Here is an 18,305-nt window from a genome sequence, read left to right as displayed (position 1 = left end):
CGTATCTATGTCCGTACGTCCGAGCACCCCCAGCTCTCTACGCGCAAGCACCTTGGCACCACACCTCGCAGGAAGAGGAGCAGTACGCATGGCTGAGACCACCGAGTACGACTACGTCATCGTCGGCGGCGGTACCGCGGGGTCGGTGATCGCGTCCCGCCTCACCGAGGACCCCGGCGTCACCGTCGCCGTCATCGAGGGAGGCCCCAGCGACATCGACCGTGAGGACGTCCTCACGCTGCGCCGCTGGCTCGGCCTGCTCGGCGGCGACCTCGACTACGGCTACACGACCACCGAGCAGCCGCGCGGCAACTCGCACATCCTGCACAGCCGCGCCAAGGTCCTCGGCGGCTGTTCGTCGCACAACACCCTGATCTCCTTCAAGCCGCTGCCGTCCGACTGGGACGAGTGGGAGGAGGCGGGCGCCACCGGCTGGAACGCCAAGGCGATGGACCCCTTCTTCGGCAAGCTGCGCAACAACATCGTGCGCGTCGCCAAGAAGGACCAGAACCAGATCGCCACCGACTGGGTCGAGGCGACGAAGAGCGCGCTCGGCGTCCCCGAGGTCGTCGGCTTCAACGACAAGCCCTTCGACGAGGGCGTCGGCTTCTTCGACCTCTCGTACCACCCGGAGAACAACAAGCGTTCCTCCGCCTCCGTCGCCTACCTCCACCCCCACATGGAGGCCGGCGACCGCCCGAACCTCCACCTCTTCCTGGAGACCTGGTCCACCAAGCTGGAGCTGGACGGCAAGACCGCGCGCGGCGTCCACATCCGCACCAAGGACGGCGCCGAACAGCTGCTCACCGCCCGCCGCGAGGTGCTCGTCTGCGCGGGCGCCGTCGACACGCCGCGCCTGCTCATGCACTCCGGCATCGGCCCCGCGCGGGACCTCGAAGCGCTCGGCATCCCCGTCACGCACGACCTGCCGGGCGTCGGCGAGAACCTCCTTGACCACCCCGAGTCGGTCATCGTCTGGGAGACGAACGGGCCGATCCCCGGCAACTCCGCGATGGACTCCGACGCGGGCCTCTTCGTCAAGCGGGACCCGGACCACAAGGGCCCTGACCTGATGTTCCACTTCTACCAGATCCCGTTCACGGACAACCCGGAGCGCCTGGGCTACGAACGCCCGGAGCACGGCGTCTCGATGACGCCGAACATCCCCAAGTCCCGTGCGCGCGGCCGTGTCTACCTGACGTCGGCCGACCCCGAGGTGAAGCCCGCCCTCGACTTCAAGTACTTCGAGTACGACGAGGACGGCGTCGACTACGACGGCCAGACCCTCGTCGACGGCATCAAGCTGGCCCGCAAGGTCGCGCAGGCCGAGCCCTTCGCCAAGTGGCTCAAGCGCGAGGTCTTCCCCGGCCCGGATGTCACCGACGACGCCGAGATCAGCGAGCTCGTGCGCAAAGCGGCGCACACTGTGTACCACCCGGCGGGAACCTGCCGAATGGGAGCTTCCGCTGATGAACTTGCTGTGGTCGACCCGGAGCTGCGGATCCGGGGTCTCGAGGGAATCCGAATCGCGGACGCATCCGTCTTCCCGACGATGCCTGCCGTGAACCCGATGATCGGAGTGCTCATGGTCGGGGAAAAGTGCGCGGAACTACTGACCGGGAGTGATGTCCGATGACCACCACCACTGACAAGACGCCTGCCCCCGAGACGCCCGCGTCCGACGAGGCCGCGTCCGTGTTCGCCGTCCGGGACCTGTGGAAGGTCTTCGGGCCCAAGGCCCAGCGCGTCCCGGGCAACGAGGAGTTCGCGGGTCTCTCCGCCGCCGAGCTGCGCGAGCGCACCGGCTGCACGGCCGCCGTGCGGGACGTCAGCTTCGACGTCAAGCGGGGCGAGGTCTTCGTCGTCATGGGCCTTTCCGGCTCGGGCAAGTCGACCCTGGTGCGGACCCTGACCCGGCTCATCGAGCCGACCAGCGGTTCCATATCCATGGACGGGCAGGACGTGCTCGGCATGGACAAGAACCAGCTGCGTGAACTGCGCCGCCACAAGGCCGCGATGGTCTTCCAGAACTTCGGCCTGCTGCCGCACCGCTCGGTCCTCGACAACGTCGCGTACGGCCTGGAGATCCAGGGTGTCGGCAAGGCCGAGCGCCGCGCCAAGGCCCTGGAGGTCGTCGCCAAGGTCGGCCTCGAAGGCATGGAGGAGCGCCGCCCCACCCAGCTCTCCGGCGGCCAGCAGCAGCGCGTCGGCCTGGCCCGCGCCCTCGCCGTCGACCCCGAAGTCCTGCTCTTCGACGAGCCGTTCAGCGCCCTCGACCCGCTGATCAGGCGGGACATGCAGGAAGAAGTCATCCGCCTGCACCGCGAAGAGGGCCGCACGATGGTCTTCATCACCCACGACCTGAGCGAGGCGCTGCGCCTGGGCGACCGCATCATGCTGATGCGGGACGGCGCCATCGTGCAGCTCGGCACCCCCGAGGAGATCGTCGCCAACCCGGCCGACGACTACGTACGCGACTTCGTCCAGGACGTGTCGCGCGAGCAGGTCATCACCGTGCGCCGCGCCATGCGCCCCGCCGAGGGCGACGAGGCCGAGTCCGGTGCCGCGGTCGGCCCGGACACGCTGGTCGTCGACGCGATCGAGGCCGTGGCCCGCAGCGGCGCGTACTGCCGTGTCGTGGACAACGGACGCACCCTCGGCATCGTCGACCACGAGCAGCTTCTCGCCGTGGTCGCGGGCCTCGACAGTGATCCCCGGGACAAGGCGGTGGCTGCCGTATGAGCGCCGCCCCGACTGCCGTCCTCGAAAAGAAGGAGGGCGCGTCCCCGCCGGGCCCGCCCGCCGAAGGACCTGGGCCGCTGGCCGGGTTCCTGCGCAATCCCAAGGCGATCCTGCTGCTCTGCGCCCTGCTGGTCGCGGTCGTCTCGGCGGCCGTCACCGCCAACGGCGCCTGGCCGTCCGACCTGACCTTCGACGTGCGCTCGCCGCTCGACGACGTCAACACCTGGATGGCGCAGAACCGCGACACCCACCCGATCTTCCTGTACTTCCTGCTGCACATCAGCAACGCCTCGGAATCCGCGGTGGACAGTGTGCTCAGCGGTCTGGAGGGCCTCGGCTTCATCGGGGTGACCGTCGCCGCGGTGCTCATCTCCTGGTACGCGGGCGGGGCGAACCTGCGCCGCCGCGCGCTGGCCCTCGCGGGCATCGCCTTCGGCACGTTCGCCGTGATCGGCGTGCTCGACGTGTGGGAAGAGGCGATGGAGACCCTCGCCCTGATGGTCGTCTGTGTGGCCGTCGCGGGTCTCGTCGGTGTCCTGCTCGGTCTCGCGGCCGGGCTCTCGGACCGTGCCGAGCGCATCCTGCGGCCGGTCTTCGACACCATGCAGGTGCTTCCGGCGTTCTCGTATCTGCTGCCCTTCGTCTTGATGTTCGACGTCGGCACCCCGGCCGTCTTCATGGCGACCGTCATCTACGCAGCCCCGCCGATGGCCAGGCTCACCTCGCTCGGTCTGCGTGGCGCCGACGCGGCCGCCCTCGAGGCCTCCCAGTCGCTTGGCGCCAGCGCCTGGCAGCGGCTGTGGACCGCTCGCCTTCCGCTGGCCCGCAAGCCGATGCTGCTCGGCCTCAACCAGACGATCATGATGTGTCTGTCGATGGTCGTGCTCGCGACGGTGGTCGGCGCCGGTGGTCTCGGCGACCCGATCTTCACCGCGATCTCCACCCTCGACGTGGGCCTCGCGGTACCGGCCGGCATCGCGATCGTGCTGATCGCCGTCTGGCTGGACCGCACGACCGCCGGGTTCGGCGAACGCGTCGACGACCCGGCACCCGCGCGCAGCGCCGTCGCGACGCGCGTCCTGTGGGCCGTCATGGCCGCCGTGGTGGCGGGCGCCGCCGTGCTCGGCCAGGCGCTCGGCCGCACGGAGTGGCCGGAGAACTGGGTCGTCTCCATCTCCCAGCCGATCAACGAGGCCGTCGGCTGGATCGAGCGCGAGCTCGGCTCCGGCATCCCGGTCATCGGCGGCACGCTCACCTGGGCGAACGGCTTCATCAACTGGGGCATCAACCCGCTGTTCGACGCCCTGCTCGCCACCCCGTGGTGGGCGGTGCTCCTGGTGGCCGGTGTCCTCGCCTACCTCGCGGGCCGCTGGCGCGCGGCGGTCACCGTCGTGCTCGCGCTCGCCGCGATCGGCGCGATGGGGCTGTGGAGCCGCTCGATGGACACCCTCTCGCAGGTGATCGCCGCCCTGGTGGTCACGCTGATCCTGGGCTTCGCCATCGGTGTGCTCGCGGCCCGGGTGGCCTGGGTGGAGCGCGGCATCCGGCCGGTGCTCGACACCATGCAGACCCTGCCGGCGTTCATCTATCTCATCCCGATGATCGCGCTGTTCGGCTCCAACCCCGCGGCCGCCGCGGTGGCCTCCATCATCTACGCGCTGCCCGCCGTCATCCGCATCACGGCCCAGGGCATCCGCCAGATCGACCCCTCTGCCCTGGAGGCCGCCCGCTCGCTCGGCGCCTCCACCGGCCAGCAGCTCCGGCAGGTCCAGTTGCCGCTGGCCAGGCCCGCGCTGCTCGTCGCCCTCAACCAGGGCGTCGTCCTCGTCCTCTCCATGGTCGTCATCGGCGGCATGATCGGCGGCGGCGCGCTCGGCGTGGATGTGGTCAGGGGCCTCACCAAGGGCGACCTCGGTCTCGGCCTGACGGCCGGTATCGCGATCGTCTGCCTCGGTCTGCTCCTCGACCGCATCTCCCAGCCCGGCGCCGACGTCAAGGAACGCACTCTGCGCTGACGTACGCTTCCGGACCTCGCTCTCCTGCTACGTAAGGAACAATCGCGTGAACTACAGCAAGCGGATACGCACTTCGATCCTCGCCGGTCTCGGCGCCGCGTCCATGGTGGCGCTCAGCGCCTGCGGCGCCGCCGACACGAAGTCCTCCGGCGGTGCCGACGAGGTCACCATCACGGTCCCCTCGTGGGTCGGCGCGCGCGCCAACGCCGAGGTCGCCAAGAAGCTCCTCGAGGACGAGGTCGGCGTCAAGAAGGTCGAACTCCAGCAGCTCGACGAGCCGATCGCCTGGGACGCCCTGAACAACGGCAAGGCCGACGCGATCCTGGAGGACTGGGACGGCCAGCCCAAGAAGCAGAAGCTCTACATCGACGACAAGAAGACGGTCGTCAAGGGCGGCGACCTTGGCGTCACCGGGCACATCGGCTGGTACGTGCCGAAGTACTACGCGGACAAGCACCCGGAGATCCTGGACTACAAGAACCTCAACAAGTTCGCCAAGGACTTCAAGAGCAACCGCAGCGGCGACAAGGGCGAGTTCATCGGCGCGGCGCCCTCGTACACCACGTACGACGAGTTCCTGATCAAGAACCACAAGCTGAACTTCAAGATCAAGGACACCGGCAACGAGGCCGCGCAGATCAAGGAGATCCAGCGCAAGTACGCCGCCAAGGAGCCCTTCATCAGCTACTGGTGGGAGCCCCTGTGGGCGAACGCCGACATGGACATGGTCGAGGTGAAGCTCCCGCCGTTCAAGGAGGGCTGCAACGAGCCCGAGACCAAGACCGAGTGCGGTTACGCCAACACCCCGCTGCAGAAGTACTTCAACGCGGACTTCGCCAAGGACGGCGGCGACGCCGCGGAGTTCCTGAAGAACTTCAAGTGGACGACCGAGGAGCAGAACGAGGTCGCCATGTCGATCGCCAAGGACAAGATGTCCGGCGAGGCCGCGGCCGAGAAGTGGATCAAGGACAACAAGGCGACGTGGGAGAAGTGGCTCCCGAAGAAGTGACGTCGCCGCTGCTCGCGGCAGTATGACGGCGCCGGTGCCGGGGGTGTCCTTCGCCAAGGACACCCCCGGCACCGTCGCGTCTGCTTCAGGTCACGTCTGCTTCAGGCTCTCGGCGATCTCCCGCAGCGCCTCCGAGGCGCGGATCAGCAGGCCCGGCCCGAACGTGATGCGCGTGGCGCCCTGTTCACCCAGCTCCCGCCAGGACGGCCCGGCCGGCTTCGCCGCCACATTGACGGGGCCCTCGATGCCCGCCCGCAGCCGCGGGAGCACCTCGGGCGGCGCGAGGATCGGATAGACGCAGTCGGCGCCCGCCTCGACATACAGCCGTGCCCGCTCGATCGCCTGCTCCGGATCACCGTCGCCGTGGACGAACGTGTCCACCCGGGCGTTCACGAACAGCCGGTCGCCCGCGACGGAACGTACCTCCGCGAGCCGGTCCGCCTGCTCGCGCGGGTCCTTCAGGGCGCCGCCCGAGGAATCCTCCAGGTTGCAGCCGACCGCACCCGTCTCCAGGAGCCGCTCCACCAGCTCCTTCGGCGGCAGCCCGTAGCCGTCCTCGATGTCCGCGGACACCGGCACGGACACGGACCGCGCCACCCTGCGCACGGCGGCGAACATCTCGTCCGGCGGCACCGCACCGTCCGCGTACCCGAGCGACGCCGCGACCCCCGCGCTCGGCGTCGCCAGGGCCGGGAACCCGGCGTCCGCGAAGACCCGGGCGCTGGCCGCGTCCCACGGTCCGGGAAGGACCAGCGGATCACCGGGCGCCCGCCCGTGGTGCAGCGAGCGGAAGTCGTCCACGAGGCTCACGGCGCGTACCCTCCCGGCTCGACGCGGCGGCTGACCATCACCCGGTTCCAGCTGTTGATGACGGTGATCACCCCGATGAGATGGGCGAGTTCGGCCTCGTCGAAGTGCTTGGCCGCCGCCTCGTACGTCGCGTCGGGGACGAACCCTCCCCCAGAGCCGAAAGCCTGGGAGGTGCCCCCAGTCAGGACGGTGACCGCCTCCGTCAGCGCGAGGGCGGCACGCTCGCGCTCGCTGAAGAGCGCGCCCGCCTCCGCCCAGGCGTTGAGCAGTGCGATCCGCTTCGCCGTCTCGCCGTTCCGCACGGCGATGTCCACATGCATGTCGAGGCAGAACGCGCACGCGTTGATCTGCGAGGCACGGATCATCACGAGCTCGGCGAGCGCCGGGTCGCCGAGCCCCTTCTTCGCGGCCGCGCTCAGCGCGGACAGCGCGGTGGCGAAGCCCTTGTCGAGGTGGGTGGTCCGGGCGCTCACTTGTGGTCCCCGGCCTTGTAGTGGCCCGGGACCTGCCGCGTCGAGACGCCGAAACGGTTCCACGCGTTGATCACCGTGATCGCGGCGATCAGCTGCGTCAGCTCCTGCTCATCGAAGAGGCCCGCCGCCTTGTCGTAGACCGCGTCGGGCACGAAGCCGTCCGTCAGGACGGTGATCGCCTCGGTCAGCTCGATCGCGGCGACCTCCTTAGCCGTGTAGAAGTGCTGCGACTCCTCCCACGCGCTGAGCTGGATGATCCGCTCCACGCTCTCGCCGGCCGCGAGGGCGTCCTTGCTGTGCATGTCGACGCAGAGCGCGCAGTGGTTGATCTGCGAGGCCCTGATCTTGACCAGCTCGAGGATCACCGGGTCGACGCCCTTACGGGCGGCCGCGTCGAGCCTGACCATCGCCTTGAAGACCTCGGGGGCCCGCTGGTGCCAGTCGAGGCGAGGGGTGTGCTCGTGGACGTACTCGGGTGCGGGGGTGGTGTTGTCGTTCGTCGTCATGACATCGACCGTACGACCGGAGTAGCCCACAGGTATGGTCCATTTCCATGGAAGAATCCTGGGCCACTCTGGGCGTCGACCTCCACCTGGAGACCGGGGGAGAGGCGACGCGCTCCGGCGTACGCAAGGGCCTCACGGACGCCCTGCGCGAGGCGGTGCGCGGCGGCAGGCTCGCTCCCGGCACCCGCCTGCCCTCGTCCCGCTCCCTCGCCGTCGACCTGGGCATCGCCCGCAATACCGTCGCCGACGCGTACGCGGACCTCGTCGCCGAGGGCTGGCTCACCGCACGCCAGGGCTCGGGCACCCGCGTCGCCGAGCGCTCCGTGCCGCGCCCCGCGGAGCCCGCACCGCGCCGCAGGGCGACGGGCGGCGCGACGTACGACCTGATGCCGGGCACCCCCGACCTCTCGGCGTTCCCGCGTGCCGCCTGGCTCAAGGCCGCGCGCCGGGCCATGGCGGCGGCCCCGAACGACGCGCTCGGCTACGGCGATCCGCGCGGCCGCGTCGAGCTGCGCACCGCTCTCGCCGACTACCTCTCCCGGGCGCGCGGCGTGCACACGGACCCGGACCGCATCGTCGTCTGTGCCGGGTTCGCGCAGGGTCTGAGCCTGCTGGGAGGCGTGCTGCGGGCCCGCGGTCTGCGGGAGGTGGCGGTCGAGTCGTACGGCCTCGACGTGCACTGGGATCTGCTCAAGCGGACCGGGCTGCGGACCAGGCCACTGCCGTTCGACGAACTGGGCACGTCCACCGCACAGTTGGCGGCGGGCTCGGCGAAGGTCGCGCTGCTGACGCCCGCGCACCAGTTCCCGATGGGCGTCCCGCTGCACCCCGACCGGCGGGCCGCCGCCGTGGACTGGGCGCGGCGCGAGGGCGGTCTGATCCTGGAGGACGACTACGACGGGGAGTTCCGCTACGACCGGCAGCCGGTGGGCGCGCTCCAGGGCCTCGACCCCGACCGCGTGGTCTACCTCGGCACGGCCAGCAAGTCCCTGGCCCCCGGCCTCCGGCTCGGCTGGATGGTGCTGCCCGCGCCGATCGCCGCCGAGGTCGTCGAGGCGAAGGGGGGCGCGGAGTGGGCCTGCGGGGCGCTCGACCAGCTGACGCTCGCGGAGTTCATCACGTCGGGCGCGTACGACCGCCATGTGCGGGGCGCGCGGCTGCGATACCGCCGCCGACGGGACCAACTGGTCGCCGCGCTGGCCGCTCGGGCGCCGGAGGTACGGGCCACGGGGATCGCGGCGGGGCTGCACGCGGTCCTTGAACTCCCGCCGGGAACGGAACGGACGGTGGTCCAGGCAGCGAGCTGGCAACGTCTGGCGGTGCAGGGCCTGTCCAGCTTCCGCCACCCTTCGGCCCGCCCTCCGGAGCGGGACGCGCTGGTGGTGGGCTACGGAACGCCTGCGGACCATGGGTGGGCGGGGGCGCTGGACGCGTTGTGCAGGGTGCTGCCGTAGGAGGCTGTGGCCTTCGGCCCCTCCGGCGTTCGAGGAGCGGGTCCGGGAGGGAGCCCCCGTGTCGGGAAGCGGCGACATTGCGGAAAGCCCCGCAGGGCCGGCCTACCGAGTCCCCTCCACGCTTGACCCCTCCGCAGGAGCCGATGCCTCACTGGCGTTCGGGGAGCGGGGCCGGTACACAGCCGCGGTTGCGTGAAGCGGCGGGACTGGGGAGCCCCGGAGGGAGCGGCCTACCGAGACCCCTCCTCGGTTGCCCCCTCCGCAGGAGCCGACGCCTCGCCGGCGTTCGGGGAGCGGGGCTGGGGCGGAGCCGCGGCTGCGTGAAGCTGCGGGACTGGGGAGAGCCGCGGCTGCGTGAAGCTGCGGACTGGGGAGAGCCGCGCAGAGGCCGCCCTACCGAGCGACACGGCGGAAAGCCCCGCAGAGGCCGCCCTGCCGAGCCCCCTCCACGCTTGACCCCTCCGCAGGAGCCGACGCCTCGCCGGCGTTCGGGGAGCGGGGCTGGGGCAGAGCCGCGGCTGCGTGAAGCTGCGGGACTGGGGAGAGCCGCGGCTGCGTGAAGCTGCGGGACTGGGGAGGCCGCCCTACCGAGCGACACGGCGGAAAGCCCCGCAGAGGCCGCCCTGCCGAGCCCCCTCCGCGGTTGCCCCCTCCGCAGAGACCGCCGCTCTACCGAGCCCCCTCCACGCGTGACCCCTCCTCGGCTGCCCCCTCCGCGGGAGCCGACGCCTCGCCGAACCGTGCCAACGCCAACGCCCCCACCACGGCGACCACGAATCCCAGCACCGCCACCCACTCCATCCCGTCACGGGTCCGATCCCCGAGCCACACCACCCCCACCACCGCGGGCCCGACCGTCTCCCCGATCACCATCCCCGCGGTCGCGGTCGTCACCGATCCCCGCTGCAACGCGGACGTGAGCAACAGGAACGCCGCACCCCCGCCCACCAGCAAGGCATAAGCAGCCGGATTCCGGACCAGCGCCCCCGGCGAGACGTCGTCGATGAGCCGCACCGCCACCTCCACCACCCCGAACCCGAGCCCGGCCCCGAGCCCCAGAGCCGGCGCCCGCCCCCGCCCGGGCAACCGCCCCGCCACCGCGCCGAGCAGCAACACCCCCACCGCCACGCCCAGCAGCACGTACCGCAGAGCCGTCGACCCGACGCCCTCCCCCTCGTCCCCCGACGCGAGCCCCAGCATCGCGAGCCCCGCACACACCACCCCCACAGCCGCCCACTCCACCCCGCTCAACCGCACCCGCAGCATCCGCGAGGCCACCACCGCCGTGACGGCGAGGCTCGCGGCGAGCGCCGCACCCACGGCGTAGATCGGGATGGAGCGCAGCGCCACGATCTGCAGCAGGAACCCGAGCCCGTCGAGCCCGAGCCCCACGACGTACCGCCACTGCTTCACCGCGCGCAGCAGCAGCGCGGGGTCGACCCCGGAGCCCGTGCCCGGCGCCGTGGCGCGGGCGGCGATGGCCTGGAAGACGGAGGCCGTGCCGAAGCAGACCGCTGAACCGAGTGCGCAAATCATCCCAAGAGACACGAAGTGACTGTAGAGGAGGGGGATTCGGCTGAGCCGGTTGGCACGACGCGGGGACCCTTACCTACGCTGATCGCCGATCATGTACGCCAACGGGGGAGCGGAAGAACAGATGGCACCGGATCAGCAGACGGAGCAGACGGAGCAGAGGGAGCAGCCGAAGCAGCCGGCAGAGCGGAAGGCCCCGCGGCGCAAGCTGCGTTCCAGCACGGTCGTACTCGGCGGGATGGGCGTCCTCGCGGCGGCCCTGACCTCGTGCGGCTCGGAGCCGGACAAGCGGTGCGTGGACCGCGACAGCTACGACTACCTCACCGGCTACAAGATCGTCGCCGACAAGAACTGCAAGAGCGGCGCCGGTTCGTCCTCCTCGTACGGCAAGGGACGCACCACCGGCGGCAGTTCCTACGGGACGGGCACGGGCTCCGGCACCGGCAAGTCCGGCCGCATGGACGCCGACTGGTACTACGACGCGGACATCGACGGCCGCCGCGCCGACTACGGCACCTTCAGCCGCAGCGAGGCCGTCGACCGCGACGGCTTCGGCTGCTCGGGCAGCGGTAGCGGCGGCGGCTGAGCCGGAAGCGAGCGAGATCCGAGATCCGAGATCCGAGACCCGAGACCCGAGACCATGGAACGCCACACCATCACCCCCCGCCCCGGCTGGCAGCAGACGGTCGAGGACCAGGGGCTCATCTACCCCCTGACCCGCTACCCCGACGACTCGCTGCGCCCCTACTGGGACGAGTCCGCCTACTACGCGTTCACGCTCCCCGAGGTCGAGGCCCTGGAGGAGGTCGTCGAGGAACTGCACGCGATGTGCCTCGCGGCCGCCGAGTACATCGTCACGCGGGGGCGCCTCGCCGATCTCGGCATCACCGACCCCCGAGTGGCGGACGCGGTCACCGAGGCATGGCGACGGCGTGCCGAACTCCCGTCCCTCTACGGCCGGTTCGACCTGCGCTACGACGGCAGGGGCGGCCCGGCCAAGATGCTGGAGTACAACGCCGACACGCCCACGTCACTGGTCGAGGCCGCGAGCCCCCAGTGGTTCTGGATGGAGGAGTGCTTCCCGGGCGCCGACCAGTGGAACTCCCTCCACGAGCGCCTCGTGGACGCCTGGAAGAAGCAGGCGTCGCTGCTTCCGCCCGGCGGCCCGCTGTACTTCGCGCACTCCGCGGGCGACGAGCTCGGCGAGGATCTGATGACGGTCGCGTATCTGCGCGAGACCGCACAGCAGGCCGGGCTCGACACCGAGGCGATCTCCATGGAGGACATCGGCTGGGACCGGCTCTCGCGGCGCTTCGTCGACAAGAGACTCGGCTTCATCCGCAGCTGCTTCAAGCTCTACCCGTGGGAGTGGCTGACCACGGACCGCTTCGCCCCGCACGTCCTTCAGACCCTGGACAACGGCGGTGGCACCGGCTCCACCCTGTGGATCGAACCGGCCTGGAAGATGCTGCTCTCCAACAAGGCGCTGCTCGCCGTGCTGTGGGAGCTCTACCCCGGCCACCCCAACCTCCTGCCTGCCTATCTGGACGGCCCCCGCGAGCTCGCCTCCGGACGGGGTTACGTCGCCAAGCCACTCCTCGGCCGCGAGGGCGCCGGTGTCACGATCCACCCACCGGGCGCCGAGCCCGTCGTACGCGAGAACGCCTGCTGCTACCAGGAGTTGGCGCCGCTGCCCGACTTCGACGGCAACCGCGTGGTGCTCGGCGCGTGGGTCGTCGAGGACGAGGCGGCGGGGCTCGGCATCCGGGAGTCGTCGGGCCTGATCACGGACGAGTACGCGAGGTTCCTGCCGCACGTGATTCTTTGAGGCGAGGCAGGCGGGGCAGGCGGGGCAGGCGAGAAAGGGAGTGAAGGGCTGAACTCCTGTCGGTCAAGTCGCCCGGGTACGCTGCCGGTTGTTCGACGACGGACTCGGAGGCGACCGCGCACATGGCCGACAGCAGGATCAACACCACGCAGCCTCACACGGCCCGGATCTGGAACTACTGGCTCGGCGGCAAGGACAACTACCCGGTCGACCAGGCCGCCGGGGACCAGATCCGCACGCTGCACCCCGGCATCGGCGCGTACGCGCTGGCCGACCGGCAGTTCCTCGGGCGCGCCGTGAGCCACCTGGTGACCGAGTGCGGGATCCGGCAGTTCCTCGACATCGGCACCGGGCTGCCGACCGCCGACAACACGCACGAGGTCGCCCAGCGGATCGCCCCCGAGACCCGCGTCGTCTACGTCGACAACGACCCGCTGGTCCTCACCCACGCGCGCGCCCTCCTCACCAGCACCCCCGAGGGCAGGACCGACTACCTCGACGAGGACCTGCGCAACGTCGACACGATCCTCGAACACGCGGCCAACACACTGGACTTCGACCAGCCGGTCGCGCTGATGCTGCTCGGGGTCGTCATCTTCATCGACGACGACGCCGAGGCGTACGGCATCGTGCGCCACCTGCTCGACGGCCTGCCGGCCGGCAGCCACCTGGTCCTCTCGCACACGATCACCAGCCCGGAGATGCCCGACGTGGACGAGGCGGTGGCGTTCTGGAACGAGAACGGCACGCCCAAGCTGACGCAGCGCACGCCCGAGCAGGTGGGGCGCTTCTTCGAGGGCCTGGAGCTCCTCGAACCCGGAGTGGTCTCGTGCAACCGCTGGCGCACGGAGACAGCGGCCGGGGTCGAGGACGTGGCCATGTTCGGCGGAGTCGGCATCAAGCGCTGACGCCAGTCGCCGCCCCCCGAACTACGCCAGCACGGCCCGCAGTTGATCTAGACCCCAGTCCAGGTCCTCCTTGCTGATCACCAGTGGGGGAGCGATCCGGATCGTGGACCCGTGGGTGTCCTTGACCAGCACACCCCGGTCCATCAGCTTCTGGGAGATCTCGCGGCCCGTGCCGTGCGACGGCTCGATGTCGACGCCCGCCCACAGTCCGCGGCCCCGCACCTGCGTCACCGCGCCCGTACCGGCGAGGAGCCCCAGCTCGGCGTGCAGATGCTCGCCGAGCTCGGTGGCCCGCTGCTGGTACTCGCCCGAGCCCAGCATCGCCACGACCTCCAGCGCCACCGCGCAGGCGAGGGGATTGCCGCCGAACGTCGACCCGTGCTCGCCCGGCTTGAACACCCCGAGAACGTCCGCGTCCGCCACCACCGCGGACACCGGCACCACACCCCCGCCAAGCGCCTTGCCCAGGATGTACACGTCCGGCACCACGCCCTCGTGCTCGCACGCGAACGTCCTGCCCGTCCTGCCGAGCCCCGACTGGATCTCGTCCGCCATGAAGAGGACGTTCCGCTCCCGCGTCAACTCCCGTACGCCCGCCAGATACCCGGCCGGCGGCACCAGGACCCCGGCCTCTCCCTGGATCGGCTCCAGGAGCACAGCCACCGTGTTCTCCGTGACCGCGGCCCGCAGCGCGGTCAGATCGCCGTACGGCACGATCTCGAAACCCGGGGTGTACGGACCGAAGTCCGCCCGCGCCTCATGGTCCGTCGAGAAGCTGACGATGGTCGTGGTCCGCCCGTGGAAGTTGTCGCGGGCGACGACGATCTTCGCCCGCCCGTCGGGCACGCCCTTGACCTGATAGCCCCACTTCCTGGCGGTCTTCACGGCCGTCTCCACCGCCTCCGCCCCGGTGTTCATCGGCAGCACCATCTCCTTGCCGCACAGCTCCGCGAGCCGCGTACAGAAGTCGGCGAACCGGTCGTGGTGGAAGGCCCGCGACGTGAGCGTCACGCGCTCCAGCTGCGCCTTGGCCGCGTCGATCAGGCGGCGATTGCCGTGCCCGAAATTCAGCGCCGAGTACCCGGCCAGCATGTCGAGGTAGCGGCGCCCCTCGACGTCCGTCATCCAGGCGCCCTCCGCCGACGCGACCACGATGGGCAGCGGGTGATAGTTGTGCGCGCTGTGCGCTTCGGCCGAGGTGATGAACTCTTCGGTTGTCGACACGGGGTCTCCGTTCGTCCTGCGGCGTGGGGCGGGTGTGGCGCCCAATTTCTATCGTCGCTCGGATCGTGGACGAAGAAACCTGCCGACCCGGCGTGCCCGATACGCTGGCCCTGACAGCACGGCGACTGGCGCACGGGGAACGGACCCCGAGGAAGCCGTGCGAGGCAGAACCCTTCGAGGTGCCGACCGCCTGGGCACCCCGGGACCACGACCGGACACACACCGCTCGCCCCGGAGGACGCCATGACCCACCCCGCTTCTCCCGTTTCCCCGAATCCCGCGGATTCACCGAACATCCTCAGCCACCCCGCGCTCACCGCCGAGGACCCCGACCTCGCCGCCCTCATCGCCGCCGAGGAGCAGCTCCAGGCCGACACCCTGCGCCTGATCCCCAGCGAGAACTACGTCTCCACCGCCGTCCTGGAAGCCTCCGGCACGGTCCTGCAGAACAAGTACAGCGAGGGCTACCCGGGGCGCCGCTACTACGAGGGCCAGCAGAACATCGACCCGGTCGAGCGCCTCGCCGTCGCCCGCGCCAAGTCCGTCTTCGGCGTCGAGCACGCGAACGTCCAGCCCTACTCCGGCTCCCCGGCCAACCTCGCCGTCTACCTCGCCTTCTCCGAGCCCGGTGACACCGTGATGGGCATGGCCCTGCCCATGGGCGGCCACCTCACCCACGGCTGGGGCGTCTCCGCCACGGGCAAGTGGTTCCGCGGCGTCCAGTACGGCGTCCGCCACGACACCGGCCGCATCGACTTCGACGAGGTGCGCGACCTCGCCCTCAAGGAACGCCCGAAGCTGATCTTCTGCGGTGGCACCGCACTCCCCCGCACCATCGACTTCGCCGCCTTCGCCGAGATCGCCCACGAGGCGGGGGCCGTCCTCGTCGCCGACATCGCGCACATCGCCGGGCTTATCGCGGGCGGCGCCCACCCCTCACCGGTGCCGCACGCCGACGTGATCTCCACGACCACCCACAAGACGCTGCGCGGCCCGCGCGGCGCGATGCTGATGTCCCGCGAGGAGCACGCCAAGGCCATCGACAAGGCGGTCTTCCCCGGCCTGCAGGGCGGCCCGCACAACCAGACCACCGCGGCCATCGCGGTCGCCCTGCACGAGGCGTCGCAGCCGTCCTTCCGCGACTACGCCCACGCGGTCGTCGCCAACGCCCACGCCCTCGCCGAGGCACTGCTCGCCCGCGGCTTCGACCTGGTCTCCGGCGGCACCGACAACCACCTGATCCTGATGGACCTCACCCCCAAGGAAGTCCCCGGCAAGGTCGCCGCCAAGGCCCTCGACCGGGCCGGAATCGTCGTCAACTACAACACCGTCCCCTACGACCCGAGGAAGCCCTTCGACCCCTCCGGTGTCCGCATCGGCACCCCTTCCCTCACCTCCCGCGGTCTCGGGACCGAGCACATGCCGACCGTCGCCGACTGGATCGACCGGGGCGTCGCCGCGGCCCGCGCCGGTGACGAGGACGCCCTGACGAAGATCCGCTCCGAGGTCGCCGACCTGATGGCCGCCCACCCGGCCCCGGGCCTGCCGGCCCACTGACCACCGGCCGGACCACCGCCCCCGGCCGACTCACCGGCCGGGGGCGGCCGCAGCCCCTCACAGGCCCCGCAACTCCTGCCGCGGGCCGTCCTCATGAGGCCGCCGCCCGCGCAGCGAGGCAAGGAGGGGACGGCGCCCGGCGAAGGGCTCTCGCAGCAGCAGTGCCCCCACGGCCCCCGCCGCAGCGCCCGGTATGGCCCACCACCAGCCCGTCCCGCCGTCACCGGGAGCGCCGTCGCCCCGGCCGCTCGCAGCCTCCGAGCCGGACGCGGACGGCGGGGCCGAGTCCGCCTCGGGCGGTGCCGCGTGACCGCCCTCGGCCTTCGCCGGGCCCAGGACCCCGAGCTTCTCGAACAGCGCCGTCAGGCGAAGCGGGTCCTTCGCCTTGTGCCAGACGCCCTTCATGGACGCGACGTCCGTCGTGGTGTGGATCCACAGGACGTCTGTGTTCGTGCCGCCCTTGCCACCCTCGCCGTCCCCGCCGCCCTTGCCGTCCCCGGTCTCCGACGCCACCGGATAGGCCCGGTCCACCCGCCACGGCCGCACGTCGTGGACCATCCACGTCACGGTGACCTGACGCCGTCCGTCGCCCATGGCCAGGCCCGGCGGCTGCGCGCGCCGTCCCTTGCCCAGGTCGGTGCCCGAGTCGGAGCCGAGGTGCCCGAGTGCGCTCTCCAGCTCCGCGTACTCCCCGGCACTCCAGTGAAGCGCCGTGCTCTGCCCGCTCTCCGGCGCGACCACGAGGACGCTCGTCGACCCGCCCGCCACCGCCTGCGGCGCTCCCGCCACCGCCAGCGCCAGCGCGGCCGCGCACCCCGCCACCGACCCGCACACTGCCCTCGCCGTCGGCATCCGCATGTCGATCCGCACGTCGATCCCCCCAGCCGCTCTCCGGCACGATCCGGCGAACGACCCAGCCGGGCCGCCGAACGCACTGTGTTCCTCGTCTCATCGGCGACGGTCGAGAGCAGCCACGGCCCGAACGCCGAACCGCCCGCCCCTTCCAAGGCATCCCCTGTGCCCGCACACTCTTGATACACCGGCCGGAGAAGATCGGCTCCGCATTCGCGAGGACCCGATTCGGGCGAGGGGGACACGGCCGCGGGACAAGATCGCGGCACACCCGTCACATGGCTGTTTCCGAGCAATGAGAGACACCTGAGAGAATGACTCCATGGCCCTTGATCGTCCTCGCGTGCTCTCCGGAATCCAGCCCACCGCAGGCTCGTTCCACCTCGGCAACTACCTTGGCGCGGTCCGCCAGTGGGTGGCGCTGCAGGAGTCCCACGACGCCTTCTACATGGTGGTGGACCTGCACGCGATCACGATCCCGCAGGACCCCGCCGAGCTCCGTGCCAACACCCGGCTCGCCGCCGCCCAGCTCCTGGCCGCCGGCCTCGATCCGGAGCGCTGCACGCTCTTCGTCCAGAGCCACGTCCCCGAGCACGCCCAGCTCGGCTGGATCATGAACTGCCTCACGGGCTTCGGCGAGGCCTCGCGCATGACGCAGTTCAAGGACAAGGCGGCCAAGCAGGGCGCGGACCGCGCCTCCGTGGGCCTCTTCACGTACCCGGTGCTCCAGGTCGCGGACATCCTGCTCTACCAGGCCCAGCAGGTCCCGGTCGGTGAGGACCAGCGCCAGCACATCGAGCTGACCCGCGACCTCGCGGAGCGGTTCAACGGCCGCTTCGGCGAGACGTTCACCGTCCCGGCGGCGTACATCCTCAAGGAGACGGCCAAGATCTTCGACCTTCAGGACCCGTCGATCAAGATGAGCAAGTCGGCGTCCACCCCGAAGGGCCTGATCAACCTCCTCGACGAGCCCAAGGCCACCGCGAAGAAGGTCAAGAGCGCGGTCACCGACACCGACACGGTCGTGCGGTACGACACCGCGGACAAGCCGGGTGTCAGCAACCTCCTCACCATCTACTCCACGCTCACCGGCACCGGTATCCCGGAACTGGAGCAGAAGTACGCCGGCAAGGGCTACGGTGCGCTGAAGACTGACCTCGCCGACGTCATGGTCGACTTCGTGACGCCCTTCCGGGACCGGACCCAGGCCTACCTGGACGACCCGGAGACGCTCGACTCGATCCTGGCCAAGGGCGCGGAGAAGGCGCGTGCCGTCGCCGCCGAGACCCTCGCCCAGGCGTACGACAAGGTGGGCCTCCTGCCCGCCAAGCACTGAGCCACACAGCCCCCTGCACCACACCAGGCACAACAGCGCCCTCTGCCCACCACCCGAC

Annotated in this window: 16 protein-coding genes, 1 pseudogene and 1 riboswitch; of the genes and pseudogenes, 10 read left to right on the top strand and 7 right to left on the bottom strand. The window is 70.8% G+C overall.

Annotation, left to right across the window (positions count from 1 at the left end):
- The first annotated feature begins 88 nt into the window (after window positions 1-88).
- From ACWGIH_RS12960 to ACWGIH_RS12945, 4 genes are read left to right on the top strand one after another with little or no spacing between them, the layout of a single operon-like run.
- Window positions 89-1,636 carry a GMC family oxidoreductase gene (locus tag ACWGIH_RS12960; RefSeq protein ID WP_453448025.1) on the top strand — a complete coding sequence of 516 codons (1,548 nt, stop codon included), beginning with the start codon at window positions 89-91 and terminating at the stop codon, window positions 1,634-1,636.
- Window positions 1,633-2,742, top strand: coding sequence for a quaternary amine ABC transporter ATP-binding protein (locus tag ACWGIH_RS12955; RefSeq protein WP_453448026.1), 1,110 nt, complete (start codon window positions 1,633-1,635; stop codon window positions 2,740-2,742). The genes ACWGIH_RS12960 and ACWGIH_RS12955 overlap by 4 nt, the downstream gene beginning before the upstream one ends.
- Window positions 2,739-4,757, top strand: coding sequence for an ABC transporter permease (locus ACWGIH_RS12950; RefSeq protein WP_453448027.1), 2,019 nt, complete (start codon window positions 2,739-2,741; stop codon window positions 4,755-4,757). The genes ACWGIH_RS12955 and ACWGIH_RS12950 overlap by 4 nt, the downstream gene beginning before the upstream one ends.
- A gap of 46 nt (window positions 4,758-4,803) precedes the next feature.
- Window positions 4,804-5,766 carry a glycine betaine ABC transporter substrate-binding protein gene (locus tag ACWGIH_RS12945; RefSeq protein ID WP_453448028.1) on the top strand — a complete coding sequence of 321 codons (963 nt, stop codon included), beginning with the start codon at window positions 4,804-4,806 and terminating at the stop codon, window positions 5,764-5,766.
- A 90-nt stretch (window positions 5,767-5,856) separates the two neighbouring features.
- On the opposite strand, the gene ACWGIH_RS12940 is transcribed toward ACWGIH_RS12945, so the two are convergent.
- Genes ACWGIH_RS12940 through ACWGIH_RS12930 form a run of 3 tightly spaced genes read right to left on the bottom strand, consistent with a single transcriptional unit; the run spans window position 5,857 to window position 7,555 of the window.
- Entirely contained in the window at window positions 5,857-6,576 is a 720-nt protein-coding gene (locus ACWGIH_RS12940) for an isocitrate lyase/PEP mutase family protein (protein WP_453448029.1), read from the bottom strand.
- Window positions 6,573-7,049, bottom strand: a complete 477-nt coding sequence (locus ACWGIH_RS12935; protein WP_453448030.1) for a carboxymuconolactone decarboxylase family protein — start codon at window positions 7,047-7,049, stop codon at window positions 6,573-6,575. Before ACWGIH_RS12935 ends, ACWGIH_RS12940 begins: the two co-directional genes overlap by 4 nt.
- Window positions 7,046-7,555, bottom strand: a complete 510-nt coding sequence (locus tag ACWGIH_RS12930; protein WP_453448031.1) for a carboxymuconolactone decarboxylase family protein — start codon at window positions 7,553-7,555, stop codon at window positions 7,046-7,048. The genes ACWGIH_RS12935 and ACWGIH_RS12930 overlap by 4 nt, the downstream gene beginning before the upstream one ends.
- Window positions 7,556-7,602: 47 nt before the next feature.
- On the opposite strand from ACWGIH_RS12930, the gene pdxR reads away from it, so the two are divergent.
- Window positions 7,603-9,009 (top strand): MocR-like pyridoxine biosynthesis transcription factor PdxR, encoded by a 1,407-nt coding sequence (pdxR, locus tag ACWGIH_RS12925; RefSeq protein ID WP_453448032.1) that lies wholly within the window; start codon window positions 7,603-7,605, stop codon window positions 9,007-9,009.
- Window positions 9,010-9,678: 669 nt separating this feature from the next.
- On the opposite strand, the gene ACWGIH_RS12920 is transcribed toward pdxR, so the two are convergent.
- Window positions 9,679-10,545 carry a hypothetical protein gene (locus ACWGIH_RS12920; RefSeq protein WP_453448105.1) on the bottom strand — a complete coding sequence of 289 codons (867 nt, stop codon included), beginning with the start codon at window positions 10,543-10,545 and terminating at the stop codon, window positions 9,679-9,681.
- A 235-nt stretch (window positions 10,546-10,780) separates the two neighbouring features.
- On the opposite strand from ACWGIH_RS12920, the gene ACWGIH_RS12915 reads away from it, so the two are divergent.
- The 3 genes from ACWGIH_RS12915 to ACWGIH_RS12905 all read left to right on the top strand — a co-directional run bounded on the left by ACWGIH_RS12915 (window position 10,781) and on the right by ACWGIH_RS12905 (window position 13,278).
- Complete coding sequence (locus ACWGIH_RS12915; RefSeq protein WP_453448106.1) at window positions 10,781-11,128, top strand: hypothetical protein; 348 nt, start codon at window positions 10,781-10,783, stop codon at window positions 11,126-11,128.
- Window positions 11,129-11,182: 54 nt separating this feature from the next.
- Window positions 11,183-12,370, top strand: a complete 1,188-nt coding sequence (locus tag ACWGIH_RS12910; protein ID WP_453448033.1) for a glutathionylspermidine synthase family protein — start codon at window positions 11,183-11,185, stop codon at window positions 12,368-12,370.
- Between the two features lie 122 nt (window positions 12,371-12,492).
- Window positions 12,493-13,278 (top strand): SAM-dependent methyltransferase, encoded by a 786-nt coding sequence (locus tag ACWGIH_RS12905; RefSeq protein WP_453448034.1) that lies wholly within the window; start codon window positions 12,493-12,495, stop codon window positions 13,276-13,278.
- 21 nt (window positions 13,279-13,299) lie between these two features.
- On the opposite strand, the gene rocD is transcribed toward ACWGIH_RS12905, so the two are convergent.
- Complete coding sequence (rocD, locus tag ACWGIH_RS12900; protein WP_453448035.1) at window positions 13,300-14,502, bottom strand: ornithine--oxo-acid transaminase; 1,203 nt, start codon at window positions 14,500-14,502, stop codon at window positions 13,300-13,302.
- A 111-nt stretch (window positions 14,503-14,613) separates the two neighbouring features.
- Window positions 14,614-14,705: riboswitch (ZMP/ZTP riboswitch) on the top strand.
- A gap of 40 nt (window positions 14,706-14,745) precedes the next feature.
- Here rocD and ACWGIH_RS12895 point away from each other — a divergent pair.
- On the top strand, window positions 14,746-16,059 hold the full coding sequence (locus ACWGIH_RS12895; protein WP_453448036.1) for a serine hydroxymethyltransferase: 1,314 nt from the start codon (window positions 14,746-14,748) through the stop codon (window positions 16,057-16,059).
- Window positions 16,060-16,116: 57 nt separating this feature from the next.
- On the opposite strand, the gene ACWGIH_RS12890 is transcribed toward ACWGIH_RS12895, so the two are convergent.
- Complete coding sequence (locus tag ACWGIH_RS12890) at window positions 16,117-16,929, bottom strand: hypothetical protein (protein WP_453448037.1); 813 nt, start codon at window positions 16,927-16,929, stop codon at window positions 16,117-16,119.
- A gap of 47 nt (window positions 16,930-16,976) precedes the next feature.
- A pseudogene (locus tag ACWGIH_RS12885) lies at window positions 16,977-17,051 on the bottom strand (siderophore-interacting protein); the annotation flags it as partial.
- A 182-nt stretch (window positions 17,052-17,233) separates the two neighbouring features.
- Here ACWGIH_RS12885 and trpS point away from each other — a divergent pair.
- Entirely contained in the window at window positions 17,234-18,247 is a 1,014-nt protein-coding gene (gene trpS, locus ACWGIH_RS12880; RefSeq protein ID WP_453448038.1) for a tryptophan--tRNA ligase, read from the top strand.
- Window positions 18,248-18,305 lie beyond the last annotated feature (58 nt).

Source organism: Streptomyces sp. NPDC054872 (genome assembly GCF_053610705.1).
This window is presented reverse-complemented; position numbering and strand designations above follow the sequence as displayed.

Excerpts from the sequence above, each read along its gene's own strand:
- ACWGIH_RS12895 (WP_453448036.1), top strand. The coding sequence starts at position 14,746 with ATGACCCACCCCGCTTCTCCCGTTTCCCCGAATCCCGCGGATTCACCG.
- ACWGIH_RS12915 (WP_453448106.1), top strand. The coding sequence starts at position 10,781 with ATGGGCGTCCTCGCGGCGGCCCTGACCTCGTGCGGCTCGGAGCCGGAC.
- pdxR (WP_453448032.1), top strand. The coding sequence starts at position 7,603 with ATGGAAGAATCCTGGGCCACTCTGGGCGTCGACCTCCACCTGGAGACC.
- ACWGIH_RS12930 (WP_453448031.1), bottom strand. The coding sequence starts at position 7,555 with ATGACGACGAACGACAACACCACCCCCGCACCCGAGTACGTCCACGAG.
- ACWGIH_RS12920 (WP_453448105.1), bottom strand. The coding sequence starts at position 10,545 with ATGATTTGCGCACTCGGTTCAGCGGTCTGCTTCGGCACGGCCTCCGTC.
- trpS (WP_453448038.1), top strand. The coding sequence starts at position 17,234 with ATGGCCCTTGATCGTCCTCGCGTGCTCTCCGGAATCCAGCCCACCGCA.
- ACWGIH_RS12960 (WP_453448025.1), top strand. The coding sequence starts at position 89 with ATGGCTGAGACCACCGAGTACGACTACGTCATCGTCGGCGGCGGTACC.
- ACWGIH_RS12950 (WP_453448027.1), top strand. The coding sequence starts at position 2,739 with ATGAGCGCCGCCCCGACTGCCGTCCTCGAAAAGAAGGAGGGCGCGTCC.
- ACWGIH_RS12910 (WP_453448033.1), top strand. The coding sequence starts at position 11,183 with ATGGAACGCCACACCATCACCCCCCGCCCCGGCTGGCAGCAGACGGTC.
- ACWGIH_RS12955 (WP_453448026.1), top strand. The coding sequence starts at position 1,633 with ATGACCACCACCACTGACAAGACGCCTGCCCCCGAGACGCCCGCGTCC.
- ACWGIH_RS12905 (WP_453448034.1), top strand. The coding sequence starts at position 12,493 with ATGGCCGACAGCAGGATCAACACCACGCAGCCTCACACGGCCCGGATC.